Source organism: Streptomyces sp. KM273126 (assembly GCF_004337435.2).
Lineage (GTDB): Bacteria > Actinomycetota > Actinomycetes > Streptomycetales > Streptomycetaceae > Streptomyces > Streptomyces acidicola.
In genome coordinates this window covers 2,400,361-2,417,556 of record NZ_SJXB02000001.1, presented here as the reverse complement: position 1 = coordinate 2,417,556, position 17,196 = coordinate 2,400,361, and the positions used below count along the sequence as shown (strand labels likewise).

Below are 17,196 nucleotides of genomic sequence, written 5' to 3'. Positions count from 1 at the left end.
CACGGGGAACAGCCTGCTCTTTCCCGGGGCCCGCCAGGCCGTCCGGCTCAAGCGCCGCCGGGTTGGCCGCAGGACCGGGAGGATCAGCATCAGGACCGGGAGGATCAGCATCAGGACCGTCTACGCGGTCACCGGCCTCACTGCCGAGCAAGCCACGCCCACCGAGTTCGCCAGCTTGATCCGTGACCACTGGAAGATCGAGGCCCTGCACCACGTCAGAGACGTGACGTTCGCCAAGGACGCCTCCCAGCTGCGAACCCGGCGCTCTCCGCTTCGCAAGGACCACCAACAACCGGGAGGCGCCGAGCGGGTGCCTCCCAGTCGAAGTCGACGGCGAGGAAAGCGAAAGAACTCGTTTCAGGAAAGGAGTTGAGAAGGAAGCCCCTTCATGGCCTCGCCGTGGGCAACCTAGCACTCAGCCCGGGATCAAGTCGCGCAGATTTTCGAGGGTGATGATCCGTGAGTCCGGATGCAGTCCCTCGGGACGTTCGAGGCCGATGTACATCACGGGCTCGTCCGGGAGCGGCTCACCGTCCCACAGGTCCACGGTCGTGGTGTCGCCGGACATCAGGTCGATCAGGTACCCCACCGTCAACTGCTCGCGCTCCACGATGGCGCGCACCACCTTCGACACGGATACCTGGTTCTCCTCGACCCGGTTGGCCGACGAGATGCCCTTCAGATACAGGTGGAGCCACTTCGCGCGCCACCGGCCGTCCTCCCCGTGCTGGAACACCAGCGGCAGCGCCACCCGGCCCACCCCACGCAGCTCTGACTTCATCCGCACTGTGCGCGGCTCGAACGGCCGGCCCTTCTGCTCACCGTCGCGCAGCATGAAGCCGAAGAACGACTCCTCGACCTCCTCGAAGCTTTCGCCCGCGTAGATGTTGACCTGCGGAACGATGAATGTGCTGCGCACTCGGTCCAGGGACAGGCTGATGAACTCCGAGGCCCCGTCGGGCGCCTCGGTGATGTCGCCCGAATGCTTGCCCCCGACGGCCTTGAGGGACGTGTAGGAGAGCCAGGAATCGGTGCTGTAGTCGGCGTGGAGAAGCAGCGCCGACAGGTCGTAGTCGGTCCGGTCCTTGGTCTCCTTCCAGTACACGAAGAAGCGCAGTTGTTCGCCGTCGACCGTGGAGATCGACCCTCGCGGCAGTACGCCGAGCCCGGCCGCGGTTGCCCGGCCGCTGAGCGGAAGCGCCACGTCGAGGACATCGGGGTCGAGCAGCAGCCGGCCCGGCGCGGGGAGCCGACGACGCATCTCGGCGTCGAGGGCGGCGATCAGACGATCGCGGTCGGCGGCCGGTACCGGCGGTCGGAAGTCGGGGGTCACCCAGGCGCGGCCCCGGCGGTTGACGAAGACCCGGGGTTCGCCGCTCTCACGTGCCCGGTTGTGGAGATGCTCGCGCACCGAGAGCACGACCCGGCCGGAGACGCCGGGAGCGACCTGCACCGCGGCAGCCACCACCGCGTCCCGTTCCTCCTGGTCGGCGGCGATGCGCAGCAGGAGGTCCAGGGCGCGGAACAGCTTGCCGGGAGCAGACTTCAGCAGCTTCACCGCACCGAGGACGTCAAACGCGTCGAGCAGCTTCTCGATCCGGCTGTCGAAGGACCGTGCCTCCTTCGCGCCCCGCGCGACCGCGAACACATCGGCGGCGTGCGGCCAGCGCGGGTACTCGTGCGGGTGGAGGCGCTCGCCGAGCCGCTTGAAGGGCTCCCGGTGCGCGTGCACATCGGCGAGCTTCGTGGGGTTCGCCGCGACCACGGCGTCGAGACCCGCGAGCAGCCCCCGGCGCAGCGGCCGCGACAGCGCCCGAAACCGGGTCGGCTCCTGCAGCGTCACGTCGCCGCCCGACAGCGCGCAGGCCAGCCGCAGCACATCGGTGACGGTGTCGAGGAGGAGGTCCGCCCCGACGCCGAGCCGGGCCTCGTTGATGACCGCCCGGTTCTCCCGGACCGGGATCGCCTCCGGCTGGGGGCCGAGCGCGCACCGCTCGGCGAGGGCCTTGAGGTCGCGCAGGTCGTCCTCGCCCAGCGGGGTCGTGCTGCCGGCCAGGGCCAGGTAGAGGTCGGTGAGTTCGTCGTCCAGGTCCCGACCGAGATGCAGGACGGTGACCCGGTCGCCCGCCGAGGCGATCAGTTCGTCCTGCGCCGCGAGCATTTCCTCGTAGGTGTGCTGGTACCGGCCGTACGTGGGGAGGCTGAGCAGGTCCAGCACCCGGCGCCTCAGCTGCGGCAGCATGTTCTCGCGCGACTTCTCGTCGCCGAGCGCTTTCGCCACGCACTGCATCCAGAACTCTTCGGTGTCCGGCACGTTCGCCGGGAAGTCGATGAAGTACGAGTTGTGCCGGACATGGTCGCCCACCATCTCGCTCACGGTGCGCAGCGTCCGCTTGGCGGTGTGCACGACCGTGGCCTCGGACAGCCCCGACAGCCGCTCCAGCAGCTCCGCCGAGAGCTTGAAGCCCACGGATGTCAGCGCCGCGTCGAACTGCCGTGCGGCGATAGTTCCTTCCCCGGCGGAGCCCTTGGGGGAGGCAAGGCGGTAGGTGTGCCGGATGACCAGCGATTCGAGACTGTGCGCCATTCGGGGATGATCGCAAAGGTGCGCGAGCCGGTGCACAGGACTTTTTCGCGCTCCGACGCTGTGATCCCACCTACAGCAGCGAGATCATCTCACCCGCCGACTCCCGCTTGCGCTCCTCCATGCCGGGGTCGCCGTCGAAGACGACGTGGCAGGAGGCGGTGCTGCGGGTCGCCGTCTTGTAGGTGTACGTTCCGGCGCCGTGGGCCACCGCGCGGGTGCCGGTGAAGGTGCAGGTGCCGCCCTCGCTCGCGCACAGGTGAAGCCCGGGCGCAGGGTGTCGGTACCCGGCGAACTTCACCCCAGCGCGGACTTCACCAAGGAGGCCGCGGCCTTCATACCGGCCTCGTTCGGGTGGTACGTGGTCCGTCCCGAGGCCGGCTTGTACTTCTCTACCCACGGGTCGGCCGCGCAGGCGTCGTGGCCGTGGCTGGCGGTGGCGAGGCGGACCAGGGTCGCCCCGGTGTCGTTCGCGGCGGTGATGTACGCCTGCGCCAGGCGCTGGGCGACGCTGCGCTCGAACACCCGCTGGTCGGCGGTGAGCGGCACACCGGTGCAACCACCGGTGTCGGGCAGGAGGGTGGAGTAGCTCACCAGGAGGACGCGTGCCTGCGGGGCCTTGGCGTGGACGGCGTTCACGACGTTCTCGATCCGCTGGCCCACCACACCGAGGGCAGTGTTGATCGCGGCCTGGTCCACGGTGCCGCAGTTCGTGCCGCCGCTGTTCTGGCAGGAGTACGTGACCATGCTGCCCAGGTAGTTGACGTCGTTGCCGCCGATGGTGATCGTGACCAGGTCGGTCCCGCTGTTCACGGCGTTGATCTGCGGCGGCTGCGAACCCTGGTTGGTGCTGAGGATGTTCGCCGTCGTGGCGCCGCTGCAGGTGACGTCCGTCAGATTCGCCCCGATGTCACGGGCCACGATGCTCGCGTAGTTGTTGTCCGACCGCGCGCACGCCGCCGCCCCGCTGCTCGACTGCAGCGGCGGGATGCTCGGTCCGGCGGCGAACGAACTGCCCATCGCGACGTAGTCGAGACCGGCCGCCGTGGTCGAGGCGGTCCCCGCCTGAGCGGTCTTCGCGGTGACCGAGTCAGCGGTCGGGGCCAGTTGGGCCTTCGACTGCCGGCTGGAGCCGTCCGCTGTGGCGCCGCCGCCACAGGCCGTGAGGGTGAGGGCACCGACGACCAGGGCCACACAGGCCATCAGGGCGTTTCGTCGGGGTGTGTCCGTTGCCACAAGCTGCTCCTGTCTTCATGGTTCGTGGGGTGAGGTTCGCTCCGGTGCTGTCAGAGGAGAGCACGCAGTGCCGCATGTGGTTACTGGTGAGACCACGTGATGGCGGTCGCGTGACAGAACCAGGACATCCGGAGGGCTGGCGGTCGCCCGCTGTGACGAGTGCGCAACTGGGCGTCGGCGGTTTGTTGTCCAGACCGGTGGGCGGTGCGCGCACCACGACCGCACCCTGAGGGCCGGGCCGGCTGCCGGTGGGCTTGTGGTTGTGGTGCGCGGGGTCGTCCTGGTGACTCTCCGCACGCTCAACGCGCAGCATGTCGTCGAGCCCCGACGCCACCTCGCGCCGCCACCTCGCGCTGCCGCTCGTCGTCGGAGTGCTGACAGATGAGCGCGGCCTTCTCGGTAGAAGCGGAAGCCGTCCGGGAGGCCGACGGCAGTACGGGCGCGTCACCGCTTCCAGCCAAAGGAGGTGCCGCGGAAGGGAGCTCCCTCCTCACCGACGAGAAGGAGGCCATCGGCCCCCTTCTCGGCGTACGTTCAGCGCGCGTGTGTTGTGCAACTCGCTGAGAAGGCAGGCAGGCCCCGGCGCCGACAGTCAGTTCTTGCCGCCGGGGCCGACGTCCATCACTGTGCGCCTAGCGGACGTCGACGAAATCCTCCCGTCCGTAGTCCGCGTAGTGGGTGCTCGGCGTGTCGATGTAGCGCATCTGCCAGGTGCCGTCCTGCTGCGCGGTGAACTTCTTGCTGAAGGTGCCGTCGGTCCGGGTCGTGGCGGTGCCCAGTTGCTTCCACGTGGCGCCGCTCGTGGAAGCCTTGAAGTAGATGCGGACCGTTTGGCCGGGGAACACCTTCCAGGAAGTACCGCTCTGCTGCATCAGGCCGCCCTTGGCCGTGATCAGCGTGCCCTTGCGCACGCCCTCGGGCGTGACGTCGTCGTTGTAGAGCTGGGTGGACTTGCGGCCGAGCTTGAAGGCCGTGCTGGTCAGGCCCGCGTTCGTGTGGCGCAGGCGCCAGTAGCTACTGGTCGAGCCCTTCTTGGCCGGGGACTGGGTGAAGGTGGCGCCGTACTGCGCGGTGAAGGTGCCGACATTCGACCAGGTCCGGCCGTCCGTGGAGTGCTCGATGGTGACGGCGGCCGTCGTACCTGCGGGGTACGAACCAGCCGTGACGTCCAGTTTGCCGGTGAAGGTGACCTTCCGGTACTTGTCCACACTGGCCTTCAGCGACGAGAACGTGCTCGTCTTCACAGGCGTGGCGACCGCGAAGGAGTGCGTCGGCGGCGTGTTGAACCAACCCGATCCGCTGGGCGCGATCTTCACCGTGCCGCCCTGCTTGACGGTGAACTTGTCGGAGAAGGTGCCGTCGTCCCGGGTCGGCACGGTCTTCTGGCTGCCGATCTCGATGCTGTGGCCGGGCATCGGCTTCTCCGTACCGTCATCGGCGATACGGGTGAGCTTGCCCTTTACGGGAACGTCGCTCCCGTACGGGGCGTTGACGGTGCTGTGGGGCGCGTCCACCTTCAGTTTCAGCTCCTGCCTGCGGAACGGCAGGGTGAGCGTCTCGTTCTCCGCGTCGAACATGAACTCGACCTGGGTGTCGGTGCTGTACTCGGAGAAGGTCAGGGGCTTGGTGAAGCTCCCCTTGCCGTTCGTCCGCAGCCAGCCCTCGGAGTGCATCGCGCGGCTGCGGTAGTAGAGCCCGGCTCCTGCGAACGGCTTGACCTCGTGCGTGTGCGGGTCCTCGGCCACGAGGGTGCCGGACGCGTTGATGCGGAAGTTGTCGTAGGAGATCCACTGACGGTCGCTGGTGACCTTCAGGTGAGGGTCGAGTGCGTAGTTGAGTTCGCCGTTGTCACGGTCGACGAGCTCGCCCGACTGGCCCTCCCGGACCACGACGTCCATGGTGTAGACGCCCATCTCGGGGAGCGTGACCGGCTCGGAAAGGAACGTCATGTCCCAGCAGTCGCTCTCGGGGGCGCACTGGTCGGTGCCGGCGAGCCGGACAGTGACGAGGACTTGGTCGCTGCCCTTCTGCCGGACACGGATGCTGACGTCCTCTGGGCGTATGTCGTCGTAGGACTCGTAGACGGCGTGAATCCTGCCGTCCTTCACCTCGGTCGAGGTACGCGACTGGAGATTGACGTCGGCCGCCTGCGCGGCCGGCGCGGCGATCAGTGTGGAGGCGAAGACCGCGATGGTCGTTGTGCCCACCGCAGCCGTGATCTTTCTCAAGGATTCCCCCGCCAGAGCTGTGCTTGTGGATGTACCACACCTCTGACTCCTACACCGGTTCAATGGTTGTGCCGCGAACGTCGGGGCCGTCACGGTTCGCGGGAAGCATTCTCCAGAGCACGGTTACCCCGGCCGCCGTCCAGCGTCACCCGCGTGGAGGGCGCAGCCCGGCCGCGACCTCCTCTTGCCGACGACCGTTGCGTGATAAGCGCGGCTCCGTTTTCCGGAGCGGCAGGGCCTACTCTGATCCCCGTGAGGTAGGCAGGCGCTGGGAAGGACGATCGGCAATGACGCCCCTGAGCACCGGGGACCCGGAGTCCATAGGCGGGTACACCCTTCTCGGCCGGCTCGGGGCGGGCGGCATGGGAGTCGTCTATCTGGGAGTCTCCGCCTCGGGACGACAGGTCGCGGTCAAGCTCGTGCACGGGCCGTATGCCCAGGAGGAGGAGTTCCGGACGCGCTTCCGGCAGGAGATCGCGGCAGCGCGCAGAGTGAGCGGCGCCTTCACCGCGCCTGTCGTGGACGCCGACCCGGACGCCGACCGGCCGTGGATGGCGACGCTCTACGTGCCGGGGCTCAACCTTGCCGAAGTCGTGGCGAAGGACGGCCCGCTGAGCCTGCGGGAACTGCGCGCGCTGGGGCTGGGGCTCACCGAGGCGCTGCGCGACATCCACCGGGCGGGTCTGGTGCACCGGGACCTCAAACCGGGCAACGTCCTGATGACCGGGGACGGGCCGCGCGTCATCGACTTCGGCATATCGCGCGCTTCTGACAACCAGAGACTCACCACGACCGGGCGCATGATCGGCACGCCGCCCTTCATGTCGCCGGAACAAGTGGCTTCTCCCCGAGACGTCACCCCGGCCTCGGACGTGTTCTCGCTGGGGTCACTGCTGGTGTTCGCGGCCGTCGGCACGGGACCCTTCGACGCCGACAGCCCGTACATAACCGGCTATCAGGTGGTGCACGGGCCCCCGGACCTCGACGGGGTGCCCGAAGCGCTCCTGGGCATCGTCGAGCGCTGCCTGGACAAGGACCCGGCCGCACGGCCGGAACTGACGGACATACACCGCAGGCTCCAGGCGCTGCCGGAATCCGACGCCATCGGGTCCCCGCAGACCGGGCAGTCCGCGAAACCCCGGGGCCGCCCCACTTCCCGGAGCGCGGCCACCACCTCCTCGGGCGCCGCGCCCGGCACCAGCACCAGCACCGGCACCAGCACCAGCACCAGCACCGGCACCAGCACCGGCACCGGCACCGGCACCGGCAAGCGACGCCGAGCACGGATGCTGCTCACCGGCCTGGGCGCGGCGCTGGCCGTCACCGGGCTGGGTATCGGGGTGGGTGTCTTCGTGTTCGCTCCGGACCCCACCACCGCCTCCGAGACCGCCGCCTCCGACGCCGCCGCCCGTGCCGCGTCACTGCCCGAAGGCTGGCGGCCGTGGCAGAAGAAGCTGCGGTACGACGTGAAGGGCATTCCTCTCGACTACAACAGCCCTGGATGCGTGGCGGAGGGAAGCGCCCTGTTCTGCGGCGGTAACGGCTTCACGGCCGCCAGGATCGACGCGGCCTCCGGTCGCACCCTGTGGCGGACCGGTACCCGCCCTCAGGGGGTGCAGCCGATCGGCGTCCGCGACGGGCTGGTCTACATGTACGAGGATCCGAACGACACGGCCAGGCGCGTGGTGGCCCTCGACGCCACTACCGGGCACCGGCGGTGGCAACGCGACATCAACAAGTCCGAGGATGCGGTCCTGTACGACGGCGGACTGCTGACCCTGTCTCCCGACTACTCGACGTTCGTGGCCTACGGGCCTTCCGGCAAGGAACTGTGGCGGGCGCCCTCGCTGGACGAGTACTGCACTCCGTCGGAGCTGGGAGGCGTCCCCTACGCCCTGTGCTCGAAGGGCACCGAGCCCGGCCAGGCCCCGGTCGAGCTGATGAAGCTCGGACCCGGCAGCCTGACCGAAACCGCCACACTGCCCAAGAAGGCGGAAGCGCTCGGCGCTGTCGGCGGGCAACCCCTGTTCCTCGCCCCCCAGACCGCGAAGGACGTGTACGAAGCCGGGTACGAACGGCCGTACAACGCGCTGCTGCGGGTGTCCTCGGAAACCGGGCAGGTCAAACGGATACCGCTGGCACATCCGCTGACCGGCGCGGCCACCCTTGTGGACGGCATCGTCTACTTCGTCCGGTCCAACGGGTCGGTCACCGCAGTATCGGCGGACAGTGGCAAACAACTCTGGCAGAAGATGACGGACGTAGAGAGCCTGTCCGCGCCCGCGGTGTCAGCGACGTACAAGCGGGTCTATTTCTCCAACCGCTTCGGCCGTCTGCTGGCACTGGACAGCCGCACCGGAGCGGAGGTCTGGCGCACCTCCGCACTGGACGACCCCGGGGACAAAACGGAGAACTACCCGCCGCAAGTGCTGCTCGTCAAGGACGCGATCGTGGCGATGGCAGGCGACACGGCCTTCTCCCTGAGCCCGGACGGGCCCACCTGACCGGCTGAGGCCATCGCCGTGCACCGTGCGGACAGGCGTGGGCAGTACGGACTCCGAGCACGACAGCTCTTCTCCACCGCGACCGCGCCGCCGACCAGGGCGACGATGGTTGGCAGAAGCTGCGGGAGCACCCCGGACAGTGCGCGGCGCAGTGCGGTGCGTAGTGCGGTGCGCACGATACGGACGGGGTGTGAGGCCGTAGGCGCGCCAGGTCCGTTCCCAGGGCTCGTGAAAGGCGGCGGGCAGGCACTGGTCGAGCAGTCCTCCGATCACCGCCCCGGAGGGCACGCCGAGGGCGAGCGCGGACAGCACCGTCGACGGGGCCCTGCCCAGCCCTGGGAGGGGAACCAGCCCAGCCATACCCCGCACACGGTCGCGTGCACTGAGGCGAGCAGGAACTCGGGCAGCGCGGCGAGGGCCGCGGCTCCGGTGCCCGCTCGCCCCTGACGCAACCGCCGCCGGGAGCCCGGGCCAAGGAGATGCGGCCCTCCGCTCACGACACCCCGGCCCCGGCTCCCGGCCAGGAAATCGTCCTCGCCTTGCCTCGCCGCGGACGTCTTCGTCGTACGGAACGTCGGAGCTGGTTCCGCGATGGAGGCACGGTTTGACCACCGTCCCGGCAGGCTACTCATGACGCATGATTTCCTCCCGGGTCGACGCCATGCTGCCCGAACTGGCCCCCTTCGTACACGCCGTGCAGGCACGGCGCCCGGACGACGGCACCTGGTGCGAGGCGTGGTCGGTCCGGGACGTCCTCATTCACCAGACAGGCAATGCCGAGGAACTGGCCCGTGTACTCCACGCCTTCCTCGACGGCGCACCCGTGGAGACGCGGGGCTTCGAGCGTGAGGAGCCGTACCGGCGACTGTCCGACACCGAGCTCTGGGCGGCCTTCCTGAGCCGCTGCGAGAAGCTGACAGAGGTCGTGGCGGCCGCGGCCCAGGATCTGTCTCCGGAGACGGAGGTGATGTGGACCGGCCGGACGGTGAAGGTTCCCTTCTTCGCGGAGCACATGCGGGAGGAACTGATCCTGCACCGCTGGGACCTGACCGGAGACGACCGTACGGCGGTACAGGCGCTCACCGAGCCGTGGATGACGGAGCACAGCGTGGTGTCGGTCGGCCGGCCCCTGCTGGAGCGTGGTCGCGCGGGCCTGGACCTGGGTGCTGAGGGACGGGTCGAGGGCCGGCTGCGCACCCCGGGCATGGACGACGTCGTGGTGAGCGCCGACGCCGACGGCGGGACCATCCGGCTCGCGGCCCCCGAGGGCCCCGCGACGATCGAGAGCGACGCGGCCGTCCGCGTCCTGTTGCTGTGGGGCCGCCGCCCCGCCGACCCGTCGCGCTGGCACAGTTCCGCCGGCCCGGACACCCTGCGCCGGGTACGCGCCCTTCTCGGCGGCTACTGACATGTGCTCCCGTAACGGCGGTCTCTCGGCAAGCATTCGCTTCCAGGGCTCGGCCTCGCGTCAGCCGCCAAGAAGGGGTCTCCACACCTCCAACCCGACGGCGTGCCCATAGCGTGCCCATAAGACCGGTAAACCACGGTCAACAGCGGTGCAGTCCTGCGCTCCCGGGCGCCACGCCAGAGCACGTATGCGCCCCAGGTCAATGGCCTGGGGTTTGTTTGTTGTCCAGCCCGATTTGAGGCGGGGAGCAGCCGCCGACGTTTCGTGGTACGTCGCCATCTCGGCATCGGTCGTCCGCAGACGTTCGGTATGTCACTCACCCTCGCGTCGGTTGCCTCACCGCAGTGAGACGCGTGGTTGGCGCGATCAGCGAACGCCGCACCGATGACACGCCCCCTGTCCGGCCGCCCAGGGTCCGCGCCGTAGCTCGCTCGGCTCTCCTTAATCCTCATGCGTCAGCCTGCGGCACCCCAGTACGATCCCCTCGCTGCCCGTACACCAGTGCGCATCAGGGCACCGCATGCGGGCATCCAAACGGGAGGGATCACTTGACCATGTCCTTCGGCGCGAGACCTCGTGCAGTCCTCGCTTCTCTGGGGACCCTCGGCCTGGCACTGGCCGCCGCTTCGCCCGCGAGCGCGGCCGACGGGACGCCCACCACACCGACTCAGCTGTTCAACGGCTACCGCCACTGCTCGATTGATGCAGACCGGCCCTCGTACCACTGGGCTCGCGAAGGCCTCGTCGTCGAGGGTATCCCCGGGACCACCGACACCACCGGCAACTCCCTGGTCGGCGTGCGGTATCAGGCCTGGCCGGTCAGCGACCCGACGCGGATCACCACGGTCGCCCGCGACCGCGTCAAACCCGGCTTCGAGGCCCCGGCCACCTTGCCCGCCAGTGCGCTCGCCGACGGGCAGACGTACGCGTGGCAGGCGCAGACGGTGGTCGGGGACGCGGTCTCGGACTGGTCGGCCCCCTGCTATGTCACGATCGACAACACCCGCCCGGCGAACGCACCCACCATCACCTCGCCGAACTACCCGCCGGACGTGTGGAACAAGGGCGGCGAGCCGGTCGAGTTCACGCTGGGCGCGGGCGGTGTCGACGACGTCGAGGGGTTCGAGTTCTCCTGGCAGCAGACCATGCCGGTCATCGGCACGAGCATCGGTGAGTACGGCATTCCGCAGCCCGTCGACCCGTACTCCGACACGCAATACTTCAAGCGCGCCGACGCGCTGGGCGGTTCGGCCACGCTCCGCCTGATCCCGCCGACCGGCTCCGGGGTGATGACGCTGTGGGTGCGCAGCCTGGACCGGGCCTACAGCGGGTCGCCGGTCACCAGCTACACCTTCCGCGTCAGCTCCCCGGCGCCCACCGTCACCCCGGCCGTCCCGAAACCCGAGTTCGGTGAGCCGACCGAGTTCACGCTCCGTCCCGACCTCGAACTCCAGGCGAAGAGCCCGGTCGTGAGTTACTCCGTGCGGACCATCGGCGGTCAGAACGACAGGACCTTCGAGGTCACGGCGGGCGCGGACGGCACGGCGACCGTGGAGCTCGCGCTGGACGGCATCTACGGCGAGAACCTCCAGGTGACCAGCAAGAGCGCGAACGGCTGGGTCAGCCAAGCGGCTTGGTGGGGCATCAGCTACGACACGACTCCCACCGTCACTTCGGACGCCTACCCCGAGAACGGTTCGGGCGGCGACGTCGGCGTCCCGGGCACCTTCACGTTCACGCCGAAGGTGAAGGATGTCGTGAGCTACACGTACACCTTCAACAACGGTGACCCCGAGGTCACGGTCCCCGCGGACGCCCACCACACCGCGAGCATCGACTGGACCCCGGCCACGGACGGCTGGTACGACCTCACGGTCTACGCGACGACCCGCTCCGGCATCCAACTGGCACCCTACGACTACTTCTTCACCGTGAACTGAAACACCGAACCCACCGCGAATCGGCATGCCCAGGGCCCATCGAAGCCGCACATGGGCCCGGGCGGCCGCGATACACCGTTATCACCATTTCAGCGTGGCGGGTCATGGCCTGCGGAGATTCTGCAGGTATGACCGGCCGCCGGAGTGCTGCTGGAGCTGATGGACCAGCGCCGCCTTCTCCGAGGAATGGTTAGCCGGGACCATCGTTGGTGACCCGAACCTGGACGTCTCCCCCCCCGTCACTTTACGATCCCGTGACCATCGGCCTCTGCGTTACTCCAGCGACCCGTGCTTGGCGGGGCCGGTGAAGTCGGGGCCGGTGAAGTCGGGGCCGGTGAAGTCGGGGCTGGTGTAGCCGGGAGAACCCGTGTAGTCCGGGCTGCTGTAGCCGGGAGAGGAGAAGCCCGGATTCGGATTCGCGTCGGTATCGGGGCTCGCGCCCTCGGGGGTTCCTGTGCCTGTGCCCCTGTCGGCGCCGGTCGCCCGCAGCCGGTTGAGCAGGAAGGGCTGTATGCCGCGGTCCAGCAGTGCCCGGTGCCAGGTCTCGCGGGCTGCCGCCACGGCCGGGTCCGTGTCGGAGGCGTGGTCGGCGTAAGCGATGGCGCGGTTACGGCTCGCGGTGACCAGCATGCCAACGAGACCGAGCAGCGCGGCAAGCACCGCGACGGACGCGGCGATCCAGCCTGCGGCCACCAGCCCTTCTGCCAACTGGGAGTGTGAGTTGACGAGGCGCAGGGCGTAGCCGACCACGAGGAACGCGATCGCAGCCATGACGGCCAGCGCGGGGAGCAACAGGCCAACAGCTCCCAGTAATCCCCGACTTGACCCGCCAGAGCTCTCCGACCCGCCCCTGCTCCCCGTGCTCCCCGTGCTCCCCGTGCTCCCTGCGCTCCCTGCACGGTCTGCGCCGCTCCCGCCCGGAGAGACGCCGGGCGTCTTGGCAGGCCGTTCGACGTCGGTGCGCAGACGGAGGTAGAGGCGGTACTCGGGGAGCGCCGCCGCCGTGATCGTGGCACGGGCCGCGAGCGCCTTCGTCCGTAGCTGCTCCGTGTTGACCACCGCGTCGGCGCGCTCCACCGCCTCGCGGACCCGCGGGGACCTCAGCGCCCGGTCGAGTACGCGCTCGTAGTCGCGCTTGTCCTCCGGCCTGAGGCGATCAGAGCGGTTCATATAGTGCCCCCCGAATGCGGTTCCATGGCGTGCGTCGGCACGAGGATGACCGACCGTAAACAGGTTACCCACTTGCGCAATAGGTAAAGTTTTGGGGAAGGCCTCAGTGCCGGGTCGCCGCGCGGTGGTGGTGGCACGTTCACCTCCGGCTCCTACGGTTGCCGGGCCCGGCCCGTCCCGGTGCGTTCACGGCCGGGACAAGGGCTGTGAACGCTGATCGTCCAGCGCCCAGCGTCCAAGGAGAGCACTCCGCAATGCGTAGCAGACCAACGAAGATTCTGACGGTCCTCGCCGTCACCGGCGCTCTGGCCGCTGCCGCGACGGCGACCGCCAACTCCGCTCCCCAGCAAGGGGATCAGGGCAAGAAGCCCGAGATCCGCAATGTCATCTACCTGCTCGGCGACGGTATGGGCCGTACCCATGTCACCGCCGGCCGCGAGCGCTTCTACGGCGCCGACGGCAAGCTGAACATGGAGCGGCTGCCGAGCTACGGCGCGGTGGCGACGTCCGCCGTTGAGAAGGGCAGCGACCACCCGGCGCTGGTCACCGACTCCGCCAGCGCGGCCACCGCGTGGTCCTCCGGCGTGAAGACGTACAACGCGGCCATCGGCGTCGACTCGTACGAGAAGAAGCTGCCGACGCTGATGGAGCAGGCCAAGAAGTCGGGCTTCGCCACCGGCAACGTGTCCACCGCCGAGATCACCGACGCCACCCCGGCCGCCCAGATGAGCCACGCTCTGCTGCGCGGCTGCCAGGGACCGGTCTACTCCGACGCGGCCTGCCTGCCGAAGAAGGACGACGGTTCCTACGAGGACAAGCCCGCTGACAAGACCCTGATCACGCCGATCGCCCAGCAGATCGCCCGCAACGGCACCGCCGACGTGATCTTCGGCGGCGGCCTCGCCCGCTTCGCGCCGGACGACCAGAAGGCGCTGCAGGCCCAGGGCTACCAGGTGCTCGGCAGCTTCGGCGACGCGGCGCTGCCCGCCCAGACCGCCGAGAGCCAGAAGGCCGCGACCAAGGCCGACCTCGACAAGGTCAAGAGCGGCAAGGTCGTAGGGCTGTTCAACCGCGGGAACATGACCGTCGAGAAGTCGAAGGCGGAACTGCCCGCCGACGCCCCGCAGAAGCAGGAGCCGACGCTCGCCGAGCTGACCAAGAAGTCGATCTCTCTGCTCGACGGCCGCTCCAAGAAGGGCTTCGTGCTCCAGGTCGAGGGCGCCCTGATCGACAAGCGCTCGCACGCCAACGACGCGGCGCAGACCCTCGGTGAGATCAAGGCGTTCGACGACGCGGTCAAGGCAGCAACCGACTTCGCGAAGAAGGACGGCCACACCCTCGTCGTCGTGACGGCGGACCACGAGTGCGCCGGTTTCAACATCATCGAGAAGGGCACCTTCACCAACGCCGAGTCGGCGGCCCCGCCGGCCAACAACGACTCGGGCAACACGGCCAACAACTCCGTGCCCGCGCGCTCGTCCTCGGCCAACGTCAAGGACCCGGCCCGCTCCAGCGGCATCGTCAACGGCGCCGGCTCCGGCTCCGGCGATGCCAAGAACTTCGGCCCGGCCACGTTCCGCACCCCCGACGACCCGGCCGGTGTGAAGGACGGCAGCGAGGACGCCAGCCTCTGGCTGACCTACCTGTCCGGCAACCACACGGGTGCCGATGTGCCGATCTACGCGTACGGTCCGGGCAGCGGCGCCTTCGCCGCCAGCCAGGACAACACCGAGCTCTACACCAAGATGTACCGCTCGCTGTTCGGCAACGCGCCCCGCGGTCACTGACCATTACCGAGTCACGCGACCGGGGCCGGGAGGGGGTTGCCCTTCCCGGCCCCGGACACCCTCCTGGCCCGGGACACCCTCCTGGCCCGGGAACAGTCAGGCCGGCCAGGATTGATCCGTATCCCAGGAGTACGTCCGATGAGACACCCGATCCGCCTCACGACGGCCGCCGCTCTGGGCGCCCTCGCCCTGGCCTCTCTTACGGGCTGCAGCAGTTCCCCGGCCGCCAAGGACCGCGAGGCCGAGCCGCTCGCCGCCGGCACCTCTGCCGCCGCCCTGCCCCCTCCCCGTTCCGCGCCCTCCCCGGCCGCGACGCTCCCGGCGCCGCCCAAGCGGGGTGAGGTACGTATCGAGGAGGGCCCGTTCACCGACCGCGTCCGTCTCACGGGTCTCTCACTCACCGGCGGGTCCGCCGTCAGCGGCCATCTGGCCATTACCTCTGACGTCAGCGATGTGCTCGCGCTGGAGTTGCGTGCCGCCTATTACGACGCCGAGGGCCGCCTCGTCGGCACCGGGAGCTTCGAGTACCAGGAGGAGGGACAGGAGGCGGACGGCGGCCATCACCACGACGGACCGCGCGCGGCGGGAGAGGGCATCGACTTCAAGGCACCCGCCACCGAGCTCACCGGCACCGCGGCAGCCGCCGTCGTCTCCGTACCCGTCCTGGTCAACGAGTAGCCGGGCGTCGGGTACGACCGGGCCTCCGATACGACCGGGCGCCAGACGGACGGTCTCGCTATCACCTGTGGGCCCGGCCAAGCGGTGGAGAAAACGGTCAACGCCCTTCACTCCCGCGTGACCGAGACGCCTCCCGACATGTCCGGCCGGCGCTGGTCGGGCTTGAGTGGGTTGCCGTCCCCTATCGCTGCCCCAGCGGCGTTCGCCACGCGCATCGCGGTCCGTGATGACAGGCCGGACACACGGGTGCCCGCCTCGGACTTGGTGCCGCCCTGGACGGTGGCGCCCGTTCATCCGCTCCGCCTCGGCGAAGCGGATGCGGACGCGGATGCGGATGCGGATGCGGATGCGCAGGTTGTCGAGGTCGACGTCCCGGCGGCGGAGGCCGGCCGGCTCTTCCGGTCGCATCGTCAAACTGTCGCCACAGGTGCGACGCGAGGGTGAAAGCGCTGAACCCGTTGGCGCGCCAACCGGTACGGTTCCGGCCGCTGATCGCCGAGTTGTCCGCGAACTCCCCCGGGATTGTCCGTGATCAGTAACGGGCGCATCCAGGGGCCGCCGCCCCTCGTCCTGCCAGGTGGTCGCAAGGTGACCGGGACAGGCGAGGAACTGCGCGAAAGCGGGGCGGACATGGCACAGCACGGCGGCAGGCGGGGCTGGTACGGCAAGCTGGTCGGGGCGGCGCTCGGGGTGACGTTGCTCGCCACCGGTGCCTCGGTGTGGACCGCTCAGGCCGGTGCCGTGGACGGCTCGTCGCCAAAGGCGACCGCGTCGGCCACGCCGGGCAGTGATGTCAAGCCGGTGGACGTGACCATCGCGCACGCCTCGGACAAGGGGGCGCGCGGCGTCAACATCACCATCGACGACGGTCCCGACCCCGCATGGACCCCTCAAGTGCTCGACGTGCTGCGGGAGTACGAGGTGAAGGCCACGTTCTGCATGGTGGGGACGCAGGCGAAGGCCCACCCGGACCTCGTGAAGAAGGTGGTCGCGGCCGGGCACCAGCTGTGCAACCACTCGGTGTCGCACGACACCGCCATGGACAAGAAGTCCCAGGCCTACCAGTCGCAGCAGATCCTCGACGCCGAGCGCATGATCACCGAGGCGTCCGGGGGCGTACGGCCGATGTACTACCGGGCGCCCGGCGGGGCCTTCACCCCCTACAGCCGCAAGCTGGCCGCCTCCCGGGGCATGCGCCCGCTGGGCTGGAACGTGGACACCAAGGACTTCGAACGACCGGGCACGGACGCCATCGTCGCCACCGTCGAGCGGGAGCTGCCCAACGGGCCGACGCTCCTCTTCCACGACGCGGGCGGCGACCGTTCCCAGACCGTCGAGGCCCTGCGCCGGATCCTCCCCTGGCTCAGGGAACAGGGCTACTCCTCCGGCTTCCCGGTGCGCTGAGCCCCGGCCCTGGTCGGTCCCGGCGTTCGAGGTCCCGGACCCGGCTCGCCAGTACCACCAGCAGCTTGCTCGCCCTCGCATGGACATCCGAACCCGCGCGGCTACGCGTGTGAGGTGGTGGTCAACCGCACTGGACGGCTGCCAGGGCCTTTGCGTCAGCTCCTGGGTCCGGGTGGCGTCCGCGTTCATGTCTCCGCCATGCTCGGCACCTGTACGTGCCGGAGCGGAAGGGCTGCTGTCAGAGCCCGCCAGTACCG

At 69.3% G+C, this 17,196-nt stretch carries 11 protein-coding genes and 1 pseudogene; 6 read left to right on the top strand and 6 right to left on the bottom strand.

What is annotated here, in order from left to right:
- Positions 1–415 precede the first annotated feature (415 nt).
- The 4 genes from E0500_RS10370 to E0500_RS10355 form a co-directional block, all read right to left on the bottom strand.
- Positions 416–2,587 carry a TerD family protein gene (locus E0500_RS10370; protein WP_131570197.1) on the bottom strand — a complete coding sequence of 724 codons (2,172 nt, stop codon included), beginning with the start codon at positions 2,585–2,587 and terminating at the stop codon, positions 416–418.
- A 70-nt stretch (positions 2,588–2,657) separates the two neighbouring features.
- The gene (locus E0500_RS10365) at positions 2,658–2,885 is read right to left on the bottom strand and encodes a hypothetical protein (protein ID WP_131570195.1); all 228 of its coding nucleotides are present in this window, start codon (positions 2,883–2,885) and stop codon (positions 2,658–2,660) included.
- The gene (locus E0500_RS10360; RefSeq protein ID WP_309505015.1) at positions 2,882–3,820 is read right to left on the bottom strand and encodes an SGNH/GDSL hydrolase family protein; all 939 of its coding nucleotides are present in this window, start codon (positions 3,818–3,820) and stop codon (positions 2,882–2,884) included. The genes E0500_RS10365 and E0500_RS10360 overlap by 4 nt, the downstream gene beginning before the upstream one ends.
- Positions 3,821–4,452: 632 nt before the next feature.
- Complete coding sequence (locus tag E0500_RS10355; RefSeq protein ID WP_131570191.1) at positions 4,453–6,027, bottom strand: hypothetical protein; 1,575 nt, start codon at positions 6,025–6,027, stop codon at positions 4,453–4,455.
- Positions 6,028–6,335: 308 nt separating this feature from the next.
- Here E0500_RS10355 and E0500_RS10350 point away from each other — a divergent pair, with 308 nt between their 5' ends.
- Positions 6,336–8,552, top strand: coding sequence for a protein kinase domain-containing protein (locus E0500_RS10350; protein ID WP_131570189.1), 2,217 nt, complete (start codon positions 6,336–6,338; stop codon positions 8,550–8,552).
- Between the two features lie 71 nt (positions 8,553–8,623).
- On the opposite strand, the pseudogene E0500_RS43695 reads toward E0500_RS10350, so the two are convergent.
- Positions 8,624–9,019 (bottom strand): annotated as a pseudogene (locus tag E0500_RS43695) (ABC transporter permease); the annotation flags it as partial.
- Positions 9,020–9,189: 170 nt separating this feature from the next.
- Here E0500_RS43695 and E0500_RS10345 point away from each other — a divergent pair.
- Positions 9,190–9,960, top strand: a complete 771-nt coding sequence (locus tag E0500_RS10345; RefSeq protein ID WP_131570187.1) for a maleylpyruvate isomerase N-terminal domain-containing protein — start codon at positions 9,190–9,192, stop codon at positions 9,958–9,960.
- A 554-nt stretch (positions 9,961–10,514) separates the two neighbouring features.
- Entirely contained in the window at positions 10,515–11,900 is a 1,386-nt protein-coding gene (locus E0500_RS10340; RefSeq protein ID WP_181586940.1) for a hypothetical protein, read from the top strand.
- 273 nt (positions 11,901–12,173) lie between these two features.
- Here the strand turns inward: E0500_RS10340 and E0500_RS10335 are convergent, their stop codons facing one another.
- Positions 12,174–13,070 (bottom strand): hypothetical protein, encoded by an 897-nt coding sequence (locus E0500_RS10335; RefSeq protein ID WP_131570186.1) that lies wholly within the window; start codon positions 13,068–13,070, stop codon positions 12,174–12,176.
- 254 nt (positions 13,071–13,324) lie between these two features.
- On the opposite strand from E0500_RS10335, the gene E0500_RS10330 reads away from it, so the two are divergent.
- The 3 genes from E0500_RS10330 to E0500_RS10320 all read left to right on the top strand — a co-directional run bounded on the left by E0500_RS10330 (position 13,325) and on the right by E0500_RS10320 (position 16,939).
- A complete protein-coding gene (locus tag E0500_RS10330) occupies positions 13,325–14,857 on the top strand; it encodes an alkaline phosphatase (protein ID WP_131570185.1) in 1,533 nt (510 codons plus the stop codon).
- 138 nt (positions 14,858–14,995) lie between these two features.
- Entirely contained in the window at positions 14,996–15,535 is a 540-nt protein-coding gene (locus tag E0500_RS10325; RefSeq protein ID WP_181586939.1) for a hypothetical protein, read from the top strand.
- A 630-nt stretch (positions 15,536–16,165) separates the two neighbouring features.
- Positions 16,166–16,939: a polysaccharide deacetylase family protein gene (locus E0500_RS10320; RefSeq protein WP_131564977.1), complete on the top strand. Its 774-nt coding sequence runs from the start codon at positions 16,166–16,168 to the stop codon at positions 16,937–16,939.
- The last annotated feature ends 257 nt before the right edge of the window (positions 16,940–17,196 follow it).